The sequence below is a fragment of the Variovorax sp. GW822-FHT04A09 genome (assembly GCF_058801005.1).
The window spans coordinates 309098-326500 of the sequence record NZ_JBXAMV010000004.1 but is presented as its reverse complement, the minus strand read 5'-3'; the positions used below and the strand labels follow the sequence as shown (position 1 = coordinate 326500).

Here is a 17403-nt window from a genome sequence, read left to right as displayed (position 1 = left end):
CGGCCTGTCGGGCGACACACGCGCGGACCCAGGTCGGCGCGCTTGCTGTTGTCGAGCGAGACCTTCGATTTGAACCTGCGCAGGTTTGGTCGAAGCGTTCGCAAGTCCCCGGTGTCACCCGGCCTTCGCTCCCCCGCTTTCGACCGCACCCGCGCAGGGTGAATCGAAACGCATCGGCATGCCGCTGCCCGTCGTGGTCCCCATCAGGGAGCTGCGGGCGTGGCGCCAAGACAAAGAGGAATCTATGGAACAGTTCATGGCCCCGGAATTCTGGGTCGCGGTCGGTCAGATCATCATGATCGACATTCTTTTGGGCGGCGACAACGCCGTCGTCATCGCGCTGGCCTGCCGCAAGCTGCCGCCCGCGCAACGCACCCAGGGCATCCTGTGGGGTACCGCCGGCGCCATCGTGCTGCGCGTGATCCTGATCTTCTTCGCGCTCACGCTGCTCGCGATTCCGTTCCTGAAGCTGGTGGGCGCGATCCTGCTGCTGTGGATCGGCGTGAAACTGCTGGCCCCCGACCATGACGACGCGCACGGCAACATCGCCGGCAGCGACCGCCTCTGGGGCGCCGTGAAGACCGTGATCGTGGCCGACCTGGTCATGAGCGTGGACAACGTGATCGCCATCGCCGGTGCCGCACAAGGCGCGGGCGACGGCCACCAGATGCCGCTGGTGATCTTCGGCCTGCTCGTGAGCATCCCGATCATCGTCTGGGGCAGCCAGCTGGTCATCAAGCTGATGGACCGCTTCCCGATGATCATCACGCTGGGCGGCATGCTGCTGGGCTGGATCGCCGGCACGATGGCCGTGTCCGACCCGGCCCTGGCGAACCCCGCCAACTGGACCTGGGTGCCGAAGGTGCCGCAGACCGACACCATCAAGTACGCCGCCGGCATCATCGGTGCGCTGCTGGTGCTGGCGATCGGCAAGTGGGTGGCTTCGCGCAAGCCGGCCCCCGCCACCCCGGCCCACTGAGCGTTCGTTGAACGATAAACGCCCCGCACTGAAACTTCTTGCATCAATCCGGTCTCTGTCACTCTAACTATCAAAGGAGAGCACTCATGGAAAAGATCATTCTTTACGTCGACGACGCCGTCTATGCCAGCGAGCAGTTCGCCGAACTGGCGCCGGATGCCGACCACGTCGTGGCGCGCCATTGGGTGCTCGTGGCCTGCGCGCCGCGCATGACACACCGGATCAGCAAGTGGGTGAGCCACAGCGCGCGCGAGAACTGGCGCGCCAAGTGGTTCAGCAAGGTGCAGGCGCAGATGCTGCCGCTGCTCGAACGCAACGGCGGCCAGGTGACGGCGGTGCTGGCCAAGGGCCCGCTGACCGACCTGACGCAGCAACTCAAGCGCGAGCACGCGGCCACCCACGTGGTCGATGCGCGCCGCCCGAAGATCGGCGTCGACCTGGAACCGGTCACGCCCGACCAGACCCCGGCCAAGCAATCGGGCTGGGCCTTTCCCGGCGCCGTGATGGGCATGGGCGCGTTGCTGGTACTGGCCAACGAGCTGGCCGAGTAAGTCTGATCAGGGCCGCACGCCCTCCCGAACCGACACAAGCCCCGCTGCGGCAACGCAGCGGGGCTTGTTCTTTTGTGCGGGCCCGTGGGGTATCCTGCGGCGCATGCGCATCCTCCTCAAATGGCTGCTCAGCGCCATCGCGCTGCTCGCGGTCGCCTACCTTTACAGCGGTGTCCAGGTCCAGAGTTTCGGTTCCGCGCTGCTCGCGGCGGCCGTGATCGGCCTGCTCAACATGGTCGTGCGGCCCGTGCTGGTGATCCTGACGCTGCCGGTCACCATCGTCACGCTCGGGCTGTTCCTGTTCGTGATCAACGCCCTGCTGTTCTGGGCCGCCTCGGGCCTGCTCGGCGGCTTCCATGTGAACGGCTTCCTCGCCGCGCTGCTGGGCTCGCTGATCTACTCGCTGCTCGGGCTGCTCATCGAGAGCGCGCTGGGCGGGCTGCTGTCCTCCCGGCGCTGAGCGCCGCCCCTCGACGCCTCACTACTTCAGCGGCGGCTCCTCGGCCTGCTGCTTGACCAGCACGTCGACGGCACGTGCGCGCGTGTCGATGATCGATGCCTCGTAGTGGTCGATGGGCGCGCCCGACTTGCGGACCAGCTCCTGCGCCGCCTTGAAGCGATCACGCGCCGCCGGGTAGTCGAGGATCGCCACGTTGGCCTCGGCATCGGCGCGGATCGCGCGCAGCGTGTCGTTCTGCGCGCCGTACAGATTGGCCAGCGTGCGCCAGGCCGTGGCGTCCCGCGGATGAACGGCCACCCAGTCGCGCAGCACGGGCACCATCGGCGCGGGCTGGCGCTGGGCGATCGCGGCTTCGGCCGCGAGGATCATCTCGGGCCGCTCCTTCGATTTGGCGTCGAGCAATGCCGCCGCACGAGAAGCGCCACCGGCCGCGAGTTCGATCTCGGCCTGCAGCCAGCGCGCCTGCTTGCTTGCGGCCGCATCGTCGGCCGTGCGGGCCACGAGCCGCTCGGCCAATGCGCGCGCCGCCTTGAAATCGCGCAGCTCCTTGGCCGCCATCGCCGCCGCGTAGAGCGTGCCCGCCTGCTGGGCCGGAGAACTGCCCGCGAACTCGCCGCTCGACGCGGCATTGACCCACAGCCGCAGCACGTCGACGCCCGGGCGCGTCAGCACGCGAGCGCGCGAGGCGACCATGGCGTGGTCCATGACCAGCGGCACCGTCGGCGGTGCCGCTTCGGCACGGAACTGGAACCGGCCCTGCATGTCCGAGATGCGCTCGGTCGTCAGCGGGTGGCTGCGCAAGTACGGGTACGAGCCGTTGTCGTTCAGGCGCGAGGCGTACTGCAGCTTCTCGAACATCGCCGCGGCGCCCTGCGGCGCAAAGCCCGCCTGCGTCATCACGCCGAAACCGATGCGGTCGGCCTCGCGCTCCATGTCGCGCGAGAAGCTCAGCTGGTTCTGCATGAACAACGCCTGGCTGCCCATGATCACGGCCTGGCCGGCGTCGGAATTGCGGCTCTTGCTGGCGGCGATCATCCCGAGGATCAGGCCAGCGATCATCAGGGGCATCTGCTTGCCCTGCTTGTTCATGATGCGCGAGATGTGGCGCTGCGTGACGTGCGACAGCTCGTGCCCGAGCACCGTCGCCAACTCGTCGCGGCTGCCGACCGCGGCCAGCAGCCCCAGGTTCAACCCGAGGTAGCCGCCCGGCAGCGCGAAGGCGTTGATGTTGCGATCGCGTCCCAGCAGGATGGTCCAGGCGAAGCGCTCGTCGAGTTCGGGCGTGAGCTCGCCGCGCGAGCGCGCGGCGGCCAGCAGGCGCTGCCAGATGTCCTGCACATAGGCGGCGATCACCGGGTCGTCGATGTAGTCGGTGTCGCGGTACAGCTCGCGCACGATCTGGTCGCCCAGCCGGCGCTCGGCGCTGGCTGTCATCTCGCCGCCGTCACCGAGGCCCGGCAGGATCTGCTGCACCTGCGCCAGCGCGGGAACCGGCAGCAGCACCTGGGAAGCTATCAAAAAAGTAGCGCACACCGCATGCCGAATGGGCGTCGGGCGTGTTTTCTTGTGGGAAGAGGGAGTCAAGCGCGGCATTCCTCGTCTGTGGCTCGGGCTCGTATGATGCATCTTCAAAACGAACGTTCACCGATGAGCACCCTCACCCATTTTGACGCCCAGGGCCAGGCCCACATGGTCGACGTGGCGGCCAAGCCCGCCACCCACCGCGTGGCCGTGGCCACCGGCCGCATCGAGATGCAGCCTGCGACACTGGCGCTGATCGAATCGGGCACCGCCAAGAAGGGCGACGTGCTGGGCATCGCACGCATCGCCGGCATCCAGGCGGCCAAGAAGACCAGCGACCTGATCCCGCTGTGCCACCCGCTGGCGCTGACCCGCGTGGCCGTGGCCTTCGCGCTCGCCGAGGGCGGCCAGGCGCCGCAGGTGGCCTGCACCGCGACCGTCGAGACCGTCGGCCCGACCGGCGTGGAAATGGAAGCCCTGACCGCCGTGCAGGTCGCGCTGCTCACCATCTACGACATGTGCAAGGCCGTCGACCGCGGGATGCGGATCACCGACGTGCATGTGCTGGAGAAGCACGGCGGGAAGTCGGGGAGCTACGTCGCGACGGCGGGCTGAAATCCAGCGGCTACAGCTCGGGCGCGTCGTCCGGGCGGTTGTCTAGCCAGCGGGCGAACGCGGCCGGGAACGCCACCCGGAAGCGCTCGGCCCATGCATGTGCCTCGGCATCGCGGCCCAGCAACTCGGCGCTTTCGATCAGCTTCACGATGACGCGCGGCTCGGGCGAGAAGTGCAGCACGCGCCCGGCCAGTTCGTGCATGTGCGCGGCATTCGCCGGCGTGACGGCTGTCAGCGTCACCTCGGCAAAATCCACCTGGCGTGAAAACAACCATGAGCCCTGGAGCTTGGCGAGCGTGTCGTCGCGGTAGGCCGACATGCGGGCGTCGCGCGGCAGGTAGATCTGGCTGACGCGGGTGTAGTCCCAGGCGGCGTAGCCGATGATGACAACCCAGGTCGCGGCGGCTGCGAATGCGGCCAATTTTTTTTTGCCGCTCGCTTCCGGCCGCTTGGGTGATGCCGGCCACAGGATGCCGAGGCACAGGCCGAACACCAGCTGGAACGGGCCGTACCAGAGCGGGTACTCGAGCAGGCTGTGCACGAGGATGACGCCGAGCAGGCCCCACGCCATCAGCCGCAAGGGGTCGCGCTCGCACCAGGGCTTTGCCGCCCCCACCATCCACAGAAAACCACCGCAGATGAGCAGCGCCGCCGGAATGCCCAACTCGACCGCGAGGTGCAGCGGCAGGTTGTGGGCGTTGTCGAGGATCACGGGGAAACGCGGGCCGCTGTACAGCGTGGCGAAGTGCGCGAAGCTGAGTTCGCCCCAGCCCCAGCCGGCGAGGGGGCGCTCGCTGATGAGCGAAAGCACGTCGCGCCACAGCGTCACGCGGCTGTCTCCGCCGAGGGCAGCGGGTTCCAGGCGCTGGACCAGGGCGCCAGCTGAAGCAAGGACGTTCGCGCTCCCGCTGGCTGCCAACCGGGGCAGCAACCAGTTCACGGCGAAGTAGAGCGGGAGCATGGACAACAGCGCGAGAGGATGCGGCAAGCTGAACGTTCCAGACTGGCGCTCCGTACGGCGCTGCCGCCACGCCACAAGGCTCGCCCCGCCAGCAATCAGCAAGATTTGCAGCAGACCGGTACGCGAGCCCGAAGCAGCCGTCGCAACCAGAAGGAGCACGCCGACGCCGCCGACCAGCACTGGTTCGCGCCGCGATTTGCGGGTCGCATGGAGCCACAGCGCGGCCACAAGCCCGAGGCTGATCAGCGTGGCAAATTGGTTGCGCTGACGCAAGGTCCCCCAGGCTCGGCCCGCCGTCGGGGAGGTGACCCAAGGCAGGAGCGTCTCGGCAAGGCCGAAGTACTGGAGCAAGCCGAGAACGGCGTTGATGACCGCGGCAGCCAGCACGCCCCAGGCCAGCGCCTCCCGGGCGGGGGGTATTCGAACCAGAGCAGCGCCCGTCAAGGCTGACACCCCGATGGCCGCCAGTACGGCGCAAGCCAGCAGTCTGGCATCCACGGCGCCTTGGCCCGACAACGCGACGGCGGCGACGCACAAGCCCAGCCAAGCCATCAACCCCCGGGACATCGAGCCGCAAGCCGCAGACAAGAACAAGAACAGCGCAGCACACAGGCCGGAGGCGAACAGTTGCCAAGCGCCGGCAGAGGGACCTGCGACGAACGGGCACAAGAACGGGAACGCCACGAGACACGCACCAAGGACCCGGCTCGCGTGGTCGCGTGAAGGAGATGGGACAGAGGTCGCGACGAAGGTCATTGGAAGCGCCCGTCCTTGACCGCCAAACGCACCTCGGCTCGCCGCATAGCTGACCGCTGGACCCGACAGGCGGCAGGCCGTCGAAGACGGGCGGAATTCTCAATCGCCAACAAATAAAGACAATTCCTCACCAATTGTTTCCAAATCTATTCGCTCGTGCATCCGAGCAAGGCGCCGGAACGGGGCCCTCTTTCCGAAAGGTACGACTTTGCAATCGACATCCTCCCACCCGCGTCGCGCCTCTGGCTTCACCCTCATCGAAGTGATGATCACTGTGGCGATCATCGGGATCCTGGCTGCCATCGCGATTCCCAGCTATAGAGATTACGTGCTTCGCGGGCAGCTCGTGGACGCCCAGAACGCGCTCTCGGCGCTGCGCGCGAACATGGAGCGGTACTTCCAGGACAACCGGGACTACCGCTCCATCGGCACCACATTCATCTCGCCGTGCGCCGCATCGTCCACGGCAGGCAGTTTCACCATCTCGTGTACGACGCTGACGGCTACGGCGTTCACGGCGCAGGCCGCAGGCAGCGGTGCCACCAATGGTTTCACGTTCACCGTGGACCAGCAGAACACCCGTGCCACGACTGCAGCGGGTTCGGGCTGGACGCGCTGCACCACGGGCTGGACGACGAAGAAGTCAGGTTGCTGATGAAGACGCCAACCCATCGGCTGCATGGCGCGCGCGGCTTCACCCTGATCGAGATGATGGTGACGGTGGTGCTGCTGAGCATTCTGATGGCGCTGGCGTTTCCGGCAATGAATGGATGGATCCGCAACAGCCGCATACGCACCGTCGCCGACGCGCTGCAGAACGGCCTTCGCCTTGCGCAGACCGAGGCCCTGCGGCGCAGCCGCCAGACCGTCTTCTCGCTGACGGCCGACACGAACCCCGCGGACGGCCTCACCGCCGTGGCCGATGGCGCCAACTGGTCAGTCAACTTCGTGCCGCTCCTCACGGGCGAGGAAACCGACGCCACGTTCATCGAAGGCGGCGGCCTGACCGGACTGGCCCCGGACGTCCAGATCACCGGCCCCGCGACGCTGTGCTTCAACTCCCTGGGACGCGTCGTCGACAACGCCACGCCGGGCACCGGCGTGGAATGCACCGCTGCGGCTGCGGCCTACGACATCAGGATCCCCAATGCCGATCGCCCCCTGCGCGTGCTGGTCGCCATCGGCGGGCAGGTGCGCCTGTGCGACCCGGCCAAGACGCTGTCCAACACCCATCCCGACGGATGCCCCGCGTGACGAAACACCATCACCCCAGGCCCTCCTTGGCACGCGCTTCGCAGACCGGCGTCGCACTGATCGAAGTCCTGGTTTCGATCCTGCTGTTCTCGCTGGGCATCCTGGGCCTGATCGGCCTGCAGACGCGCGCGATCAGCCTGTCGATCGATGCGGAAGACCGCAACCGCGCCGCCCTGATCGCCAACGACATCGCGACCACCATGTGGACGACGCGCACGGTTCTGATCGACCCCGCAGCTGGAACCCCTTCGTGGAACGACCGCGCCAGCAACCCGCAAGCCGGTGGCCTGCCTGAGGGCCGTGTCACGATCACCGCGACCGGCGCGACCAATACCGTCGACATCGTCGTCACCTGGCGCCCCCCCCAACGCGCAGCCAGCGAACAGGGCAGCCGCCTTACCACGCGCGTCGCGCTGCCGCTCACACCATGAACGCCCGCTCCAAGTCCTTTGCCCCCGCCGCGCAGCATGGCCTGACCCTGATCGAACTGCTGGTGGCCCTGGTCATCGGCCTGGTCGTGGTGCTCGCCGTGACCAGCGTCGTCACGGTCGGCGAAACGCACAAGCGCAGCACCACCTCGACCAACGACATGAACCAGAGCGGCTCCTACGCCACTTACATGATCGACCGCTTGCTGCGAAGCGCCGGCTCCGGCTTCGCGCAGACCGGGACGCGCGGCCTGTTCGGTTGCCGGCTGAGCGCCACGCGCCGCATCGGCGGCACCGCCACCACCATCCTGCCGCGAACCGCATCCGCGTTTCCGGCGCCGTTCGACACGCTGCTCGGCGGTTCAGGCGCCGCCGCGGCAGGCAATCTGCGGTTGGCGCCGTTCCTGATTGCCAAGGGCGCGACCGACGGCGCCTCGGACACCCTCGTGATCATGGGCGGCAACGCAGCAGCGGGCGACGTGCCGCGCCGCATTCGCTCCGGCTTCCCGGGCAACGACAACCTGCGGCTGGACAACACCATCGGCCTCGCGAATGGCGACATCGGACTGGTGAGCCAGGAAGGCACGGCCGACTGCCTGATCGAGCAGGTGAGCGTGACGGACGCGACGGCATTCGCCGCGGCGGGCAACGAAGTCCTCCCCATGGGTGGGCGCTACTTCACCTCGACCGGCGCTACCACGTCGCTTGCCACGCTCGCAGCCAACGGCACGGCACTCTTCACTCCGCTCGGCAATATGGACGCAAACAACCTGCAGTTCCAGTTGCTCGGCGTGAACGCCAATCGCACGCTCGTCGCCTACGACCTGCTGCGAGCGGCCGGCACCGGCAGCGACGAGGGCACCGACACCTCGGCCATGCAGGCGCTGGCCGATGGCGTCGTGGCCCTCTATGCGGTGTACGGCGTCGACACGGACAGCAACGGCACCGTCGATGCATGGATCGATCCTGCTGCCACGGGCTACGCCATCGGCACCCTCATGCTCGCTCCCGACACCATGCGCCACATTGTGGCGGCGCGCGTCGCGCTGGTCATGCGAGGCAGCCTGTTCGAGAAGGAACCCGTCACCGGGGCCAGCCTGACCGTCTTCAGCGATCTCGCTGCAGCGAGCAGGCGCACCCTGACCATCCCCGAGGCCGACCGGAACTTCCGCTATCGGGTCATCGACACCACCATCCCGCTGCGCAACATGCTGCTGCTGCCCCTGCCATGAAGACATTGTCCAAAATGCACGGCCCGACGCGCGAGCGCGGCGTGGTACTGCTGTTCTGCCTGATCATCCTGGTGGTGCTGCTCGCCGGTGGCGTGGCCGTCATGCGGTCGACGGGCAACTCGCTCTTCGGCGCCGGCAACATCGCCTTCAAGCGCGATCTGGTCAACCAGGGCGAACTCGCCATCGCGAAGGCGATGAAGGAGTTCCAGACCGGCGGCGCGCTCGTCGAGACGACCGTTACCGCCGCCAACCTGCCGGCGGCGAACTACAGCGCGATCCAGCTGCGGACCAATGAACAGGGCATCCCGGAAGTGCTGCTGAAGAAAGCCACGCTGACCGGATCCGATGTGGCGGGCAACACCTTCACGCCGTCCGGCGGCGCCATCACGGGCAACGGCGGCGTCACCGTACGCTACGTGATCGACCGCATGTGCAACACCACCGGCGCCTTCTCGACCATCGGCAAGAGCGGCTGCGTCTATACCCCGTCGAGCACCGAAACGCAGGGCGGTGACCAGAGCCAGCTGAGCACGCCCGGCCCCTCCGTTCCCAGCCCGCCCATCTACCGGATCTCTGTTCGCGCCGACGGTCCGCGCGACACGCAGGTGTTCCTGCAAGCCTCCTTCACCAAGCCCGAATAGGGCACAGGCGAATCATGAAAACAAGAATTCGTTCGTCCGTTCGCGCCGTGCGCCGCGCGGGCATCGCCACCAGCCTCGGCCTGATGCTCGGCAGCGCTTTGGTCGCTTCGGCGGCCAACCTGGGCAACCAGCCCGTGTTCTCGACCTCGGAGGTCCCGGGCAACCTGGCACTGGCGCTGTCGGTGGAATGGCCCACCGCATCCCGCACGGCCCACGTCGGCGACTACTCCAGCAACACCAACTACCTGGGCTACTTCGATCCGGGCAAGTGCTACCTGTACCAGGTCGACACCACCGCCAATGGCGTCAGTACCGCCGACAAGGGCGACTCCAGCTACTTTTACCCGGCCGGCGCCGCCACCAACCGCACCTGCACGGGCGCCAACGACGACAAGTGGAGCGGCAACTTCCTGAATTGGGCCTCCACCGCCACGATCGATCCCTTCCGCTGGGCCATGACGGGTGGGCGGCGCGTGGTCGACACGGCCACCACCACCATCCTCGAGAAAGCCTGGCACGGCAACCGCGGCCTGTTCCCCGACCGCACGCTCCCGGCCGGCGCCATTGCGGGCGCCACGCCGTTCAATAGCGCCACCGCGCTGACAACGAGCATCACCAACCGTGGCTTCAAGATGCGCGTGAGCGCCACGGGCGGCGGCGGCAACCGCACGATGACGGCGCAGTACTTCAACAACGTCAATCTCAACAACCCGGTGATCGCTGCCGTCGCCGCGGACACCGCTGACCACGATTGGGGCAGCGCCGCTCCGGTGGCCGGCGTCAATGCCGACAACTTCTCGGCGCGATTCACGGGCACCTACACGGCACCCGAGACCGGCGACTACGTCTTCCGCACCATCAGCGACGACGGCGTGCGGCTCTGGGTCAACACCAATGGAGGCACCAACTACAACAACAACAATCGCCGAATCAACAACTGGAACGACCACGGCCCCACCACCGACGACTCCGCCGTCATCTCGCTCACCGCAGGCCAGCAGTTCAGCGTGCAGATCGAGTACTACGAAAAGTCCGGCGGCGCGGTCATGCAGTTCCATTGGCGCACTCCCTCGTCGAGCACCTTCAAGCCATTCTCCGAGGCCGGACCGGCCGATGGCGACTTCACGATGCGCGTGAAAGTGTGCGACCCCTCGGCCGCAGCAGGCGGACTCGAAGCCAACTGCAAGGCCTACGGCGCCAACTACAAGCCCGAAGGGCTGATCCAGAAGTACGCCGACAAGATGCGCTTCAGCGCCTTCGGCTACCTGAACGACAGCAGCGACCAGCGCGACGGCGGCGTGCTGCGCGCCAGGCAGAAATTCGTCGGGCCGACCGCACCGACGCCCGGTCAGGCACCCGCAGCCAATACCGGCAAGGAATGGAGCGAGACGGACGGCACCTTCATCCGCAATCCCGACGACACCGATGCGACCGCGACCACGACGGCGACCGGCGTGACCATCGCGGACAGCGGAGTGATGAACTACCTGAACAAGTTCGGTCAGATCCTTCCGGGCGACTATAAGGGCTACGACCCCGTCAGCGAGCTGTATTACGCGGTCATGCGGTACTACCGGAACCTTGGGAACGTCGCGGCCTGGAGCTCGATGGGCACAGCCGACGCCCCCACGAAGACCAGCTGGGTCGACGGTTTCCCGGTGATCACCAACTGGGGCGACCCGATCCAGTACTCGTGCCAGCGCAACTTCGTGCTCGGCATCGGCGACATCTACACCCACGTCGACAAGAACGTGGCCGGCAACACCACCTACCGCACCCGCGAGCCCGCCATGCCCGACGAGGTGGCGAACGATCGCACCGTCAACGCGGTCACGGCCACCAACCGGGTCGGCGCGCTACAGGGCCTGGGCGACCTCGGCAACTCCAACAGCTACAGCGGTCGCAACAACTCCGCCTACATCGCGGGCCTGGCCTTCGACGCCAACACCAAGGACATCCGCCCCGACGTGGCGGGGCAGGCCAACACCATCGGCAAGCAAACCGTCAGCACCTACTGGGTGGACGTGCTGGAGCAACCCTTCCAATACAACAACCAGTTCTACCTCGCTGCCAAGTTCGGCGGACTGGATCCGAAAAAACTGCCGGCCGACTTCGACCCCTACACCTTCGCTGGCACCATCCCGCTGGACTGGTGGTCGACCAGCGGCGAGACGCTGACCGACACACGTGCCGCGAACCTGACGCAGCCGCGTCCCGACAACTACTTTGCCGCTGGCCAACCCGACACGCTGGTCAGAGGCCTGACGCAAGCCTTCGAGCGCATCGTGAACGCCATCCAGGCGTACACCACCTCGTTCTCGCTCTCGGCGCTGCAGGTCGCGGCCACAGGCTCGGCTTCGTATGCCTCGCAATACGACGCCCAGGACTGGACTGGCGTCGTGAGCGCGAGCAGCATCAGCTTTGCCACTGACGGCACGCCCTCACTCACGGCGGCATGGAACAGCACGAGCACGCTCGCGACGCAGTTCGCCGGCACGGGCTGGAACACCAACCGGCGCATCGCCACCTGGAACGGCACAACAGGCGTGCCCTTCCGCATCGGAAGTCTCACCACCGGAACGGGCAGCCAGGCGGCCGCGCTCGACACGCTCTACGTCACCGGTGACGACAGCGCCAACTACCTGAACTACCTGCGCGGCGATCGCAGCCAGGAAAAGACCGCAACCGACGGGACCAAGCCGTACCGGCTTCGCAGCAAGCTGCTGGGCGACATCGTCAACTCGAAGGTGAAACCGGTCGGCCCGCCCGCATCGAGCTACTCGGACGCGGTGAACCGGGGCTACGCCGCCTTCAAGACGGCCAAGGCCGCGCGTCCCACGATGGTCTACGCCGCCGCGAACGATGGCATGCTGCATGCGTTCCGCGGCGAGCTCACCGGCGCCAACGCCGGCCTCGAACAGTTCGCCTACGTGCCGAGCGCGCTCTTCAATGGGCCCAGCAGCCCCGCAACGCCGGCCGCGGACGGCCTGGCCCAGTTGGGCAACCCGAACTACCTGCACAAGTACTACGTCGATGCAACGCCCGAGGTGGTCGATGTCGACTTCGACCGTGCTGGCGGCACCTTCGCGACCACCGGCTCGGACTGGCGCTCGCTGCTGGTCGGCGGCCTCGGCAAGGGCGGCAAGAGCTTTTACGCCATCGACGTGACCGATCCGGCCGCGATGACCGACGAAACCATCGTGGCGGGCAAGGTGCTGTGGGAGTTCACGGATGCGGACATGGGCTTCAGCTACGGCGCCCCCCTGATCCTGAAGACCAGGCGCTACGGCTGGGTGGTGGTGCTGACCTCGGGCTATCACAACGACAACAGCAACCACAACGGCTACCTCTATTTCGTGCATCCGGAAACCGGCGCGCTGCTGCAAAAGGTAAGCACCGGCGCGGCGGCCAACGGAATGACCCACGCCACGGCCTTCATCTCCGACCTGACCGACGGCACGGCCGACGCAATCTACGTCGGTGATCTCAACGGTCAGCTCTGGCGCTTCGACGTGACCGCGGCTGCGGGCACAACCGCGGCATACCCGGCACCGACCAAGATCGCCCTCTTCACCGATGGCGCCACGACTCCGAAAGCCCAGCCCATCACCTCGCGCCCCTTGGTGCAGATCCAGCCCTCGACCCGCAAGCGCTACGTGATGGTCGGCACCGGCCAGTTGCTCGATTCGAGCGACATCAATTCCAGCGCGGTGCAGAGCTTCTACGCCGTCATCGACGGCACTGCCACGGCCTTCAAGCCGGCCGACGACACCATGCCCGTGACGCGCAGCGGCCTCACCGCCGTCACCAATCTTGTGAGCGGCACCGTCGTTCCCACCGATTCGCGCGGCTGGTACCTCGACCTGGGCACGGAAGGAGGCATTGGCCTGCGCATGGTGGCGAGCCCAGTCGCCTTCAACGGCATCGTTGCGTTCTCGTCGCTGCTCACCAGCGGCGATGCCTGCAGCCCCTCGGGTCAGAGTCAGACCTACGCCATCGACTTCAATACCGGCCGCACGGCGCTGACCAACGGCGCCGCATTCGTGCAATCCACCACTGCGATCACCGACCTCAAGTTTGTGGGCGTCGACGGCAGCGTGCGCCTGATCTCCGGCGATGTACGCGGCAATCTGGACAAGATCCCCTTCACGCCGCCGGCCGGCACCACGTTGCGGCTGCTGAACTGGCGGGAAGTGCCGACGGCGGATTGAGCGCCAAAGCCGAGTTGCTTTGGCAGAAGCCTGACCGATCGGCTACGCCGGCTTGAGCGAGGACGGGCGATAGGGGCTGCCATCGGGCACTTTGAAACATGCCGATGGAGGGCAGCCGGTCGAAGGCTAAAACTGGCGGCGCGCTGCATACGCTGCTCTGCTCCGCTGGCCGCAACCTCCGATGAACAGCGCCCTGGGGGCTTTGTCGTAATCGCACACTCGGTCACGCAGTGTGTCGCGTTCGCCCCGGGTCCATCCACGCGGCTGGGCGAGCAATTCGTCCAGCGCGAACGCCCATTGCCTACGTGCGGCCATCCGCTCACCCTCCAACGGCAGCAGCACCGGCGCATGGGCCTGGCAGTAGGTACCGATGCTGTCGTGCCACGCCGCCAGTGTCTGGCGGTCCTTCTCGATCTGGCGGATCAGTGTGTTGAAACACGTCTGCTGCGACGTCAGTGCAGGGCCGACGTCGCCGGGAAAGATTTGCAGGGTTTGTGGGGAATACGGGGCGGTTTCGCAATCAACGGGAGATCGCATTGCCGAGGGACGCCTGCGCCAACGTCCCGAAACGCGCCCTTTCCGCGCGATGGTCATGGGATCGCCCTCCCGGACGACAGCAGCCCGGCGCGGGCAATAGATGTCTTGCGGCGCACCTTAGATGCGCAAGGCATGGATCGCGACGTTGGTGGCGTTGACGTCGAATCATGCGGAATCGAAGGGGCCACCGTGCCAGCACCACATGCCGGCGTGTTCTTCATGCAACGGGGTCGCGCATGGCCTCAACGAGCCCTATATCGCCGCCGCTTCCTTCCACGTCCTCGGGCGAGCAATCGTTCTGCCCGGTAAGGCACAACCGCCAAGTGTTGACCTCGCTGGGCGCCATGCGCTCTTCGACTTTGACGGTGTGCCGCCAGCGGTCGCCGGTCGTAGGTGTAGCCGAACGCGTTCACCGCGTCGCCAAGCGACCTTGCTCGCATGCCAGCGGGTCGTCCAGCACCGGTTTGTCTCCAGGGCCACTCGTCTCCGCCGAGGTGGCCGAAGCGCTGCCCCGCGATGTCGAAATCGTGCAAGTGGCTGTTGGTCCAGCCCATCGCCCCCTGAATGACGCGGTCGAGTTGGGCCAGGGTCAGCGTGTCGGCCCCTCGATCCGGCGCCAGACCATGGGCCGGGCGTGGTCCAGCGCGATGTGCAGTTGGTAAATCTCCTGCGGTTGCGCACTATGGCGCGTAGAGGCCGGTTTAGCGGTGCTCATGCCTGAAGGCTAGCTGTGAAGCTCCAATCGGTTGTATATCCGGTGTTCGTCCGGATTGCGTTTGAGAGGCTGGAAGTCGCCGAACACCGAATCGCCCCAGGACACCCAATCGGATGAACGCCCATAAGCATGCCGGCTTACCTTTGCCCGCCGAATCGAGGTGCTCAAGCAGATGACGGTGCAAGGCTGGGATGCCGTGAGGGCAGCGCTCGCGCATGGCGTCACTGCACCGACTGCCAGAAAGTGGCTTGGTCGCTGCCTGGGATAAATTGGAACCCGCCTCCATTTCTATCCATTTTCCTCGCAAACAATTCAATCAAAAACCTAGCGGCTGCCTCCGCATTCTTAGGGCGACCATTGAACAATCCAACAGCACAGCTTCCATCAGGAAATGCAACAGCGAGGGAAAAGACTCCAGGCAAGTTTCCAAAATGGCTAAGAAAATAGCCTCGAGGCTGCGGCCAAACACGCCAACCCAATCCATAGTAATACTCTTTGAATGAGACTGGAGGTGCGCTGTAGATCGAAGCCTCTTTCGCATCAGTGGCGCAAAATGAGGCGATCGTCGTAGCACTTGCAAACCAACCGCCAGCCGCCCCCAAGGCTTTCCATGAATTTTGAGAATACCCCCAGGCTTCAATTTCAATCTGGGTTGATGGCCCCAAGGTTAGATCATTTAAATCTCTCAAACTTGACAATAAATCTCTTGCCGCCTTTTCGTAGCTTTCCCCTGATATTTTCTCCAAAACCCGTCCCAACAAACAATACCCCACATTGGAGTATTCGATGCTCTTGCCAGCAGGCGCGACAGGTATTTTTTGAAGAAGAAAATCAACGACTTTATTGCAACCCACCACTCCACCTTCAGCATCGAATAGCGGGTCTCCAGTTCCAGAGGTTGCAAGGCCACTTGTGTGTTGCAGCAAATGACGTACTGTTATCTCACTCTGCTTTGCATTTTCCAGCGAAGGATCGAGCAAAATGGCGGCGACCCGCTCATCAAGCCTCAACTTACCCAAGGCCACCATTCTTCGAATTGAAGCGGCAGTGATGATTTTCGAAAGGCTGGCAAGCGGAAAACGAGAATTGACATCAACAAGCGCGCCTCCATCAGTTTGATGGCCAAAAGCAGCAACTTTTTCGATGCGACCTCTTTTGTAGACACCGACAACTGCGCCTTTTATATTTTCTTTAAGTAGAAATTGGCGAATTTCCGCAAGAAAGCAAAAAGCATCCCCCGAGAGAGGAAAAACAAATAGCAGACAAACAATAAATCCGCGCAAAATTTGATTAATTCATTGCTGCAGGTGTCGCCCTGAAGGCACGACAAACCCTCCCGAGCACTCCATTTCTTGAAATCCAATCAGAATAGGCTTGATACGCGGGATCTTTCATGAGGTGTCGCTCTTCAGTTGCTGCTCGAATGCAGTAAATTCCGTTGATTGCCAAGAGTGCCATACAATTTCCAATTGCAGCAGCCACGCCCAAGCTAGAGACAAAGGGAACAGAAATAAGCCACCATGCAACATTCTTTCCAATATACGACGGGTGTTTGAAATACTGATATGGGCCCGATGTTATGACACCTCTATTTGTCAAATTGGAAAATCGAAGACCAAATGCCACAGTGGCTGAAACATACAGTCCAACAGACAGCAAAATCGCGATGCCCCAGAGGAAAGAAATCAAAGGCCACCCTGCCAACCATTTGTCCCACTCGAGTCCGTCGCGGTAAGGCAGCCATTTCTGCAAGACCAGTAAATTCAGTGGTGGATAGCACACTAGCGCAGAGCACCAGCCTAAAAATGTGGCCTCTGTCGAACGGATATGTGCCCCAATCCTCTTGCTTGTAGAGCAATATCCAATTGTGGCGAACGCTGTATCAATGGCAAACATCAGCATATAGAGGCCACCAAATATGCTCATCCATCCAACCTGATGATTCAATGCATTTCTAGCACTTACGAGAAACAAGTAGGTGCTGCTTATCATCAAGGGCAAGAAAAAAGACTTAACAGCCCACCCCAGAATTATCTGGGAATCCGAGCGCCCAAATTTCGACGACCGCATCAAAAATCGAATTATTGATTTCCCCAAAAACTCAACCGAGTCCAACTCCCGTTCAGCGGGAAATCGCAACCCCATCCAGCACATCCATCCCGTTGCGCAACACAGAATCAAAGGCAGCAGGGCTTCAAAACCGGCAAATGCTGCGGGACTCAAAACTCGGAATATTGAAGCATTCAGGCAAAACATTGCCATCAAAGAAATCAGGCCTACCAGCCGTAGTTTTCGTCGCCAGGCGGGCAACCCCAACTTCCCCGAACGAGAACCGTTACCGGGAAAACGACGCAGCTCCAGCGTCCACATCGGCAGTGCACATCCAGAGAGAAACAGCAAAACCTCCAATGGCGCTGGCAGTTCAAGGAGCCAAATGAGCAACGAGACAAAAATCGCACCGCATACACCGGCTAGGGCTACACGGGCCGGAACGGCAGTTATGGGTTTGAATGACCTGTTCATTGCTGGAAAATAAAAAAAA

The 17403-nt window shown here is 64.2% G+C and carries 17 protein-coding genes and 2 pseudogenes; 12 read left to right on the top strand and 7 right to left on the bottom strand.

Going from position 1 to position 17403, the window contains the following annotated elements; all coding sequences use genetic code 11:
• The first annotated feature begins 244 nt into the window (after positions 1-244).
• From AC1RLW_RS21650 to AC1RLW_RS21640, 3 genes are all read left to right on the top strand, one after another.
• The gene (locus AC1RLW_RS21650) at positions 245-979 is read left to right on the top strand and encodes a TerC family protein (RefSeq protein WP_062475282.1); all 735 of its coding nucleotides are present in this window, start codon (positions 245-247) and stop codon (positions 977-979) included.
• Between the two features lie 86 nt (positions 980-1065).
• Positions 1066-1530 carry a hypothetical protein gene (locus AC1RLW_RS21645; protein ID WP_493194997.1) on the top strand — a complete coding sequence of 155 codons (465 nt, stop codon included), beginning with the start codon at positions 1066-1068 and terminating at the stop codon, positions 1528-1530.
• A 103-nt stretch (positions 1531-1633) separates the two neighbouring features.
• Positions 1634-1990 carry a phage holin family protein gene (locus tag AC1RLW_RS21640; RefSeq protein ID WP_493194996.1) on the top strand — a complete coding sequence of 119 codons (357 nt, stop codon included), beginning with the start codon at positions 1634-1636 and terminating at the stop codon, positions 1988-1990.
• 21 nt (positions 1991-2011) lie between these two features.
• Here AC1RLW_RS21640 and AC1RLW_RS21635 read toward each other — a convergent pair whose 3' ends face one another.
• Positions 2012-3583: a M48 family metalloprotease gene (locus tag AC1RLW_RS21635; RefSeq protein WP_493194995.1), complete on the bottom strand. Its 1572-nt coding sequence runs from the start codon at positions 3581-3583 to the stop codon at positions 2012-2014.
• A gap of 54 nt (positions 3584-3637) precedes the next feature.
• Between AC1RLW_RS21635 and moaC the strand changes: the two genes are divergently transcribed.
• Positions 3638-4126 (top strand): cyclic pyranopterin monophosphate synthase MoaC, encoded by a 489-nt coding sequence (moaC, locus tag AC1RLW_RS21630; protein WP_062475294.1) that lies wholly within the window; start codon positions 3638-3640, stop codon positions 4124-4126.
• Positions 4127-4136: 10 nt separating this feature from the next.
• Here the strand turns inward: moaC and AC1RLW_RS21625 are convergent, their stop codons facing one another.
• Positions 4137-5843, bottom strand: a complete 1707-nt coding sequence (locus AC1RLW_RS21625) for a PglL family O-oligosaccharyltransferase (protein ID WP_493194993.1) — start codon at positions 5841-5843, stop codon at positions 4137-4139.
• A 208-nt stretch (positions 5844-6051) separates the two neighbouring features.
• Between AC1RLW_RS21625 and AC1RLW_RS21620 the strand changes: the two genes are divergently transcribed.
• The 6 genes from AC1RLW_RS21620 to AC1RLW_RS21595 are packed head-to-tail and all read left to right on the top strand — an operon-like array spanning position 6052 to position 13609.
• Positions 6052-6498 (top strand): type IV pilin protein, encoded by a 447-nt coding sequence (locus tag AC1RLW_RS21620; RefSeq protein WP_325650342.1) that lies wholly within the window; start codon positions 6052-6054, stop codon positions 6496-6498.
• On the top strand, positions 6498-7097 hold the full coding sequence (locus AC1RLW_RS21615) for a GspH/FimT family pseudopilin (protein WP_493194991.1): 600 nt from the start codon (positions 6498-6500) through the stop codon (positions 7095-7097). Before AC1RLW_RS21620 ends, AC1RLW_RS21615 begins: the two co-directional genes overlap by 1 nt.
• A gap of 26 nt (positions 7098-7123) precedes the next feature.
• Complete coding sequence (gene pilV, locus AC1RLW_RS21610; protein ID WP_493194990.1) at positions 7124-7528, top strand: type IV pilus modification protein PilV; 405 nt, start codon at positions 7124-7126, stop codon at positions 7526-7528.
• Positions 7525-8757 (top strand): PilW family protein, encoded by a 1233-nt coding sequence (locus tag AC1RLW_RS21605; RefSeq protein ID WP_493194988.1) that lies wholly within the window; start codon positions 7525-7527, stop codon positions 8755-8757. The genes pilV and AC1RLW_RS21605 overlap by 4 nt, the downstream gene beginning before the upstream one ends.
• A complete protein-coding gene (locus AC1RLW_RS21600) occupies positions 8754-9398 on the top strand; it encodes a pilus assembly PilX family protein (RefSeq protein ID WP_493194987.1) in 645 nt (214 codons plus the stop codon). Before AC1RLW_RS21605 ends, AC1RLW_RS21600 begins: the two co-directional genes overlap by 4 nt.
• Before the next feature lie 14 nt (positions 9399-9412).
• Positions 9413-13609, top strand: a complete 4197-nt coding sequence (locus AC1RLW_RS21595; protein WP_493194985.1) for a PilC/PilY family type IV pilus protein — start codon at positions 9413-9415, stop codon at positions 13607-13609.
• 126 nt (positions 13610-13735) lie between these two features.
• On the opposite strand, the gene AC1RLW_RS21590 is transcribed toward AC1RLW_RS21595, so the two are convergent.
• The 3 genes and pseudogenes from AC1RLW_RS21590 to AC1RLW_RS21580 form a co-directional block, all read right to left on the bottom strand.
• On the bottom strand, positions 13736-14203 hold the full coding sequence (locus AC1RLW_RS21590) for a hypothetical protein (RefSeq protein ID WP_493194984.1): 468 nt from the start codon (positions 14201-14203) through the stop codon (positions 13736-13738).
• A 160-nt stretch (positions 14204-14363) separates the two neighbouring features.
• Positions 14364-14492, bottom strand: coding sequence for a hypothetical protein (locus tag AC1RLW_RS21585; RefSeq protein WP_493194983.1), 129 nt, complete (start codon positions 14490-14492; stop codon positions 14364-14366).
• 100 nt (positions 14493-14592) lie between these two features.
• Positions 14593-14700 (bottom strand): annotated as a pseudogene (locus AC1RLW_RS21580) (hypothetical protein); the annotation flags it as partial.
• Positions 14701-14974: 274 nt separating this feature from the next.
• On the opposite strand from AC1RLW_RS21580, the pseudogene AC1RLW_RS21575 reads away from it, so the two are divergent.
• Positions 14975-15123 (top strand): annotated as a pseudogene (locus AC1RLW_RS21575) (leucine zipper domain-containing protein); the annotation flags it as partial.
• Here AC1RLW_RS21575 and AC1RLW_RS21570 read toward each other — a convergent pair.
• Both AC1RLW_RS21570 and AC1RLW_RS21565 read right to left on the bottom strand, forming a co-directional pair.
• Positions 15083-16144 carry a serine hydrolase domain-containing protein gene (locus AC1RLW_RS21570; protein WP_493194981.1) on the bottom strand — a complete coding sequence of 354 codons (1062 nt, stop codon included), beginning with the start codon at positions 16142-16144 and terminating at the stop codon, positions 15083-15085. The pseudogene AC1RLW_RS21575 and the gene AC1RLW_RS21570 overlap by 41 nt on opposite strands.
• Before the next feature lie 7 nt (positions 16145-16151).
• Positions 16152-16787 (bottom strand): isoprenylcysteine carboxylmethyltransferase family protein, encoded by a 636-nt coding sequence (locus AC1RLW_RS21565; RefSeq protein ID WP_493194980.1) that lies wholly within the window; start codon positions 16785-16787, stop codon positions 16152-16154.
• A 52-nt stretch (positions 16788-16839) separates the two neighbouring features.
• On the opposite strand from AC1RLW_RS21565, the gene AC1RLW_RS21560 reads away from it, so the two are divergent.
• Positions 16840-17397 carry a hypothetical protein gene (locus AC1RLW_RS21560; protein WP_493194979.1) on the top strand — a complete coding sequence of 186 codons (558 nt, stop codon included), beginning with the start codon at positions 16840-16842 and terminating at the stop codon, positions 17395-17397.
• Positions 17398-17403 lie beyond the last annotated feature (6 nt).

Coding starts and splice junctions, on each gene's coding strand:
- AC1RLW_RS21650 (WP_062475282.1), top strand. CDS start 245: ATGGAACAGTTCATGGCCCCGGAATTCTGGGTCGCGGTCGGTCAGATC.
- AC1RLW_RS21645 (WP_493194997.1), top strand. CDS start 1,066: ATGGAAAAGATCATTCTTTACGTCGACGACGCCGTCTATGCCAGCGAG.
- AC1RLW_RS21640 (WP_493194996.1), top strand. CDS start 1,634: ATGCGCATCCTCCTCAAATGGCTGCTCAGCGCCATCGCGCTGCTCGCG.
- AC1RLW_RS21635 (WP_493194995.1), bottom strand. CDS start 3,583: ATGCCGCGCTTGACTCCCTCTTCCCACAAGAAAACACGCCCGACGCCC.
- moaC (WP_062475294.1), top strand. CDS start 3,638: ATGAGCACCCTCACCCATTTTGACGCCCAGGGCCAGGCCCACATGGTC.
- AC1RLW_RS21625 (WP_493194993.1), bottom strand. CDS start 5,843: ATGACCTTCGTCGCGACCTCTGTCCCATCTCCTTCACGCGACCACGCG.
- AC1RLW_RS21615 (WP_493194991.1), top strand. CDS start 6,498: ATGAAGACGCCAACCCATCGGCTGCATGGCGCGCGCGGCTTCACCCTG.
- AC1RLW_RS21605 (WP_493194988.1), top strand. CDS start 7,525: ATGAACGCCCGCTCCAAGTCCTTTGCCCCCGCCGCGCAGCATGGCCTG.
- AC1RLW_RS21600 (WP_493194987.1), top strand. CDS start 8,754: ATGAAGACATTGTCCAAAATGCACGGCCCGACGCGCGAGCGCGGCGTG.
- AC1RLW_RS21595 (WP_493194985.1), top strand. CDS start 9,413: ATGAAAACAAGAATTCGTTCGTCCGTTCGCGCCGTGCGCCGCGCGGGC.
- AC1RLW_RS21590 (WP_493194984.1), bottom strand. CDS start 14,203: ATGACCATCGCGCGGAAAGGGCGCGTTTCGGGACGTTGGCGCAGGCGT.
- AC1RLW_RS21585 (WP_493194983.1), bottom strand. CDS start 14,492: ATGGCGCCCAGCGAGGTCAACACTTGGCGGTTGTGCCTTACCGGGCAG.
- AC1RLW_RS21565 (WP_493194980.1), bottom strand. CDS start 16,787: ATGAGCATATTTGGTGGCCTCTATATGCTGATGTTTGCCATTGATACA.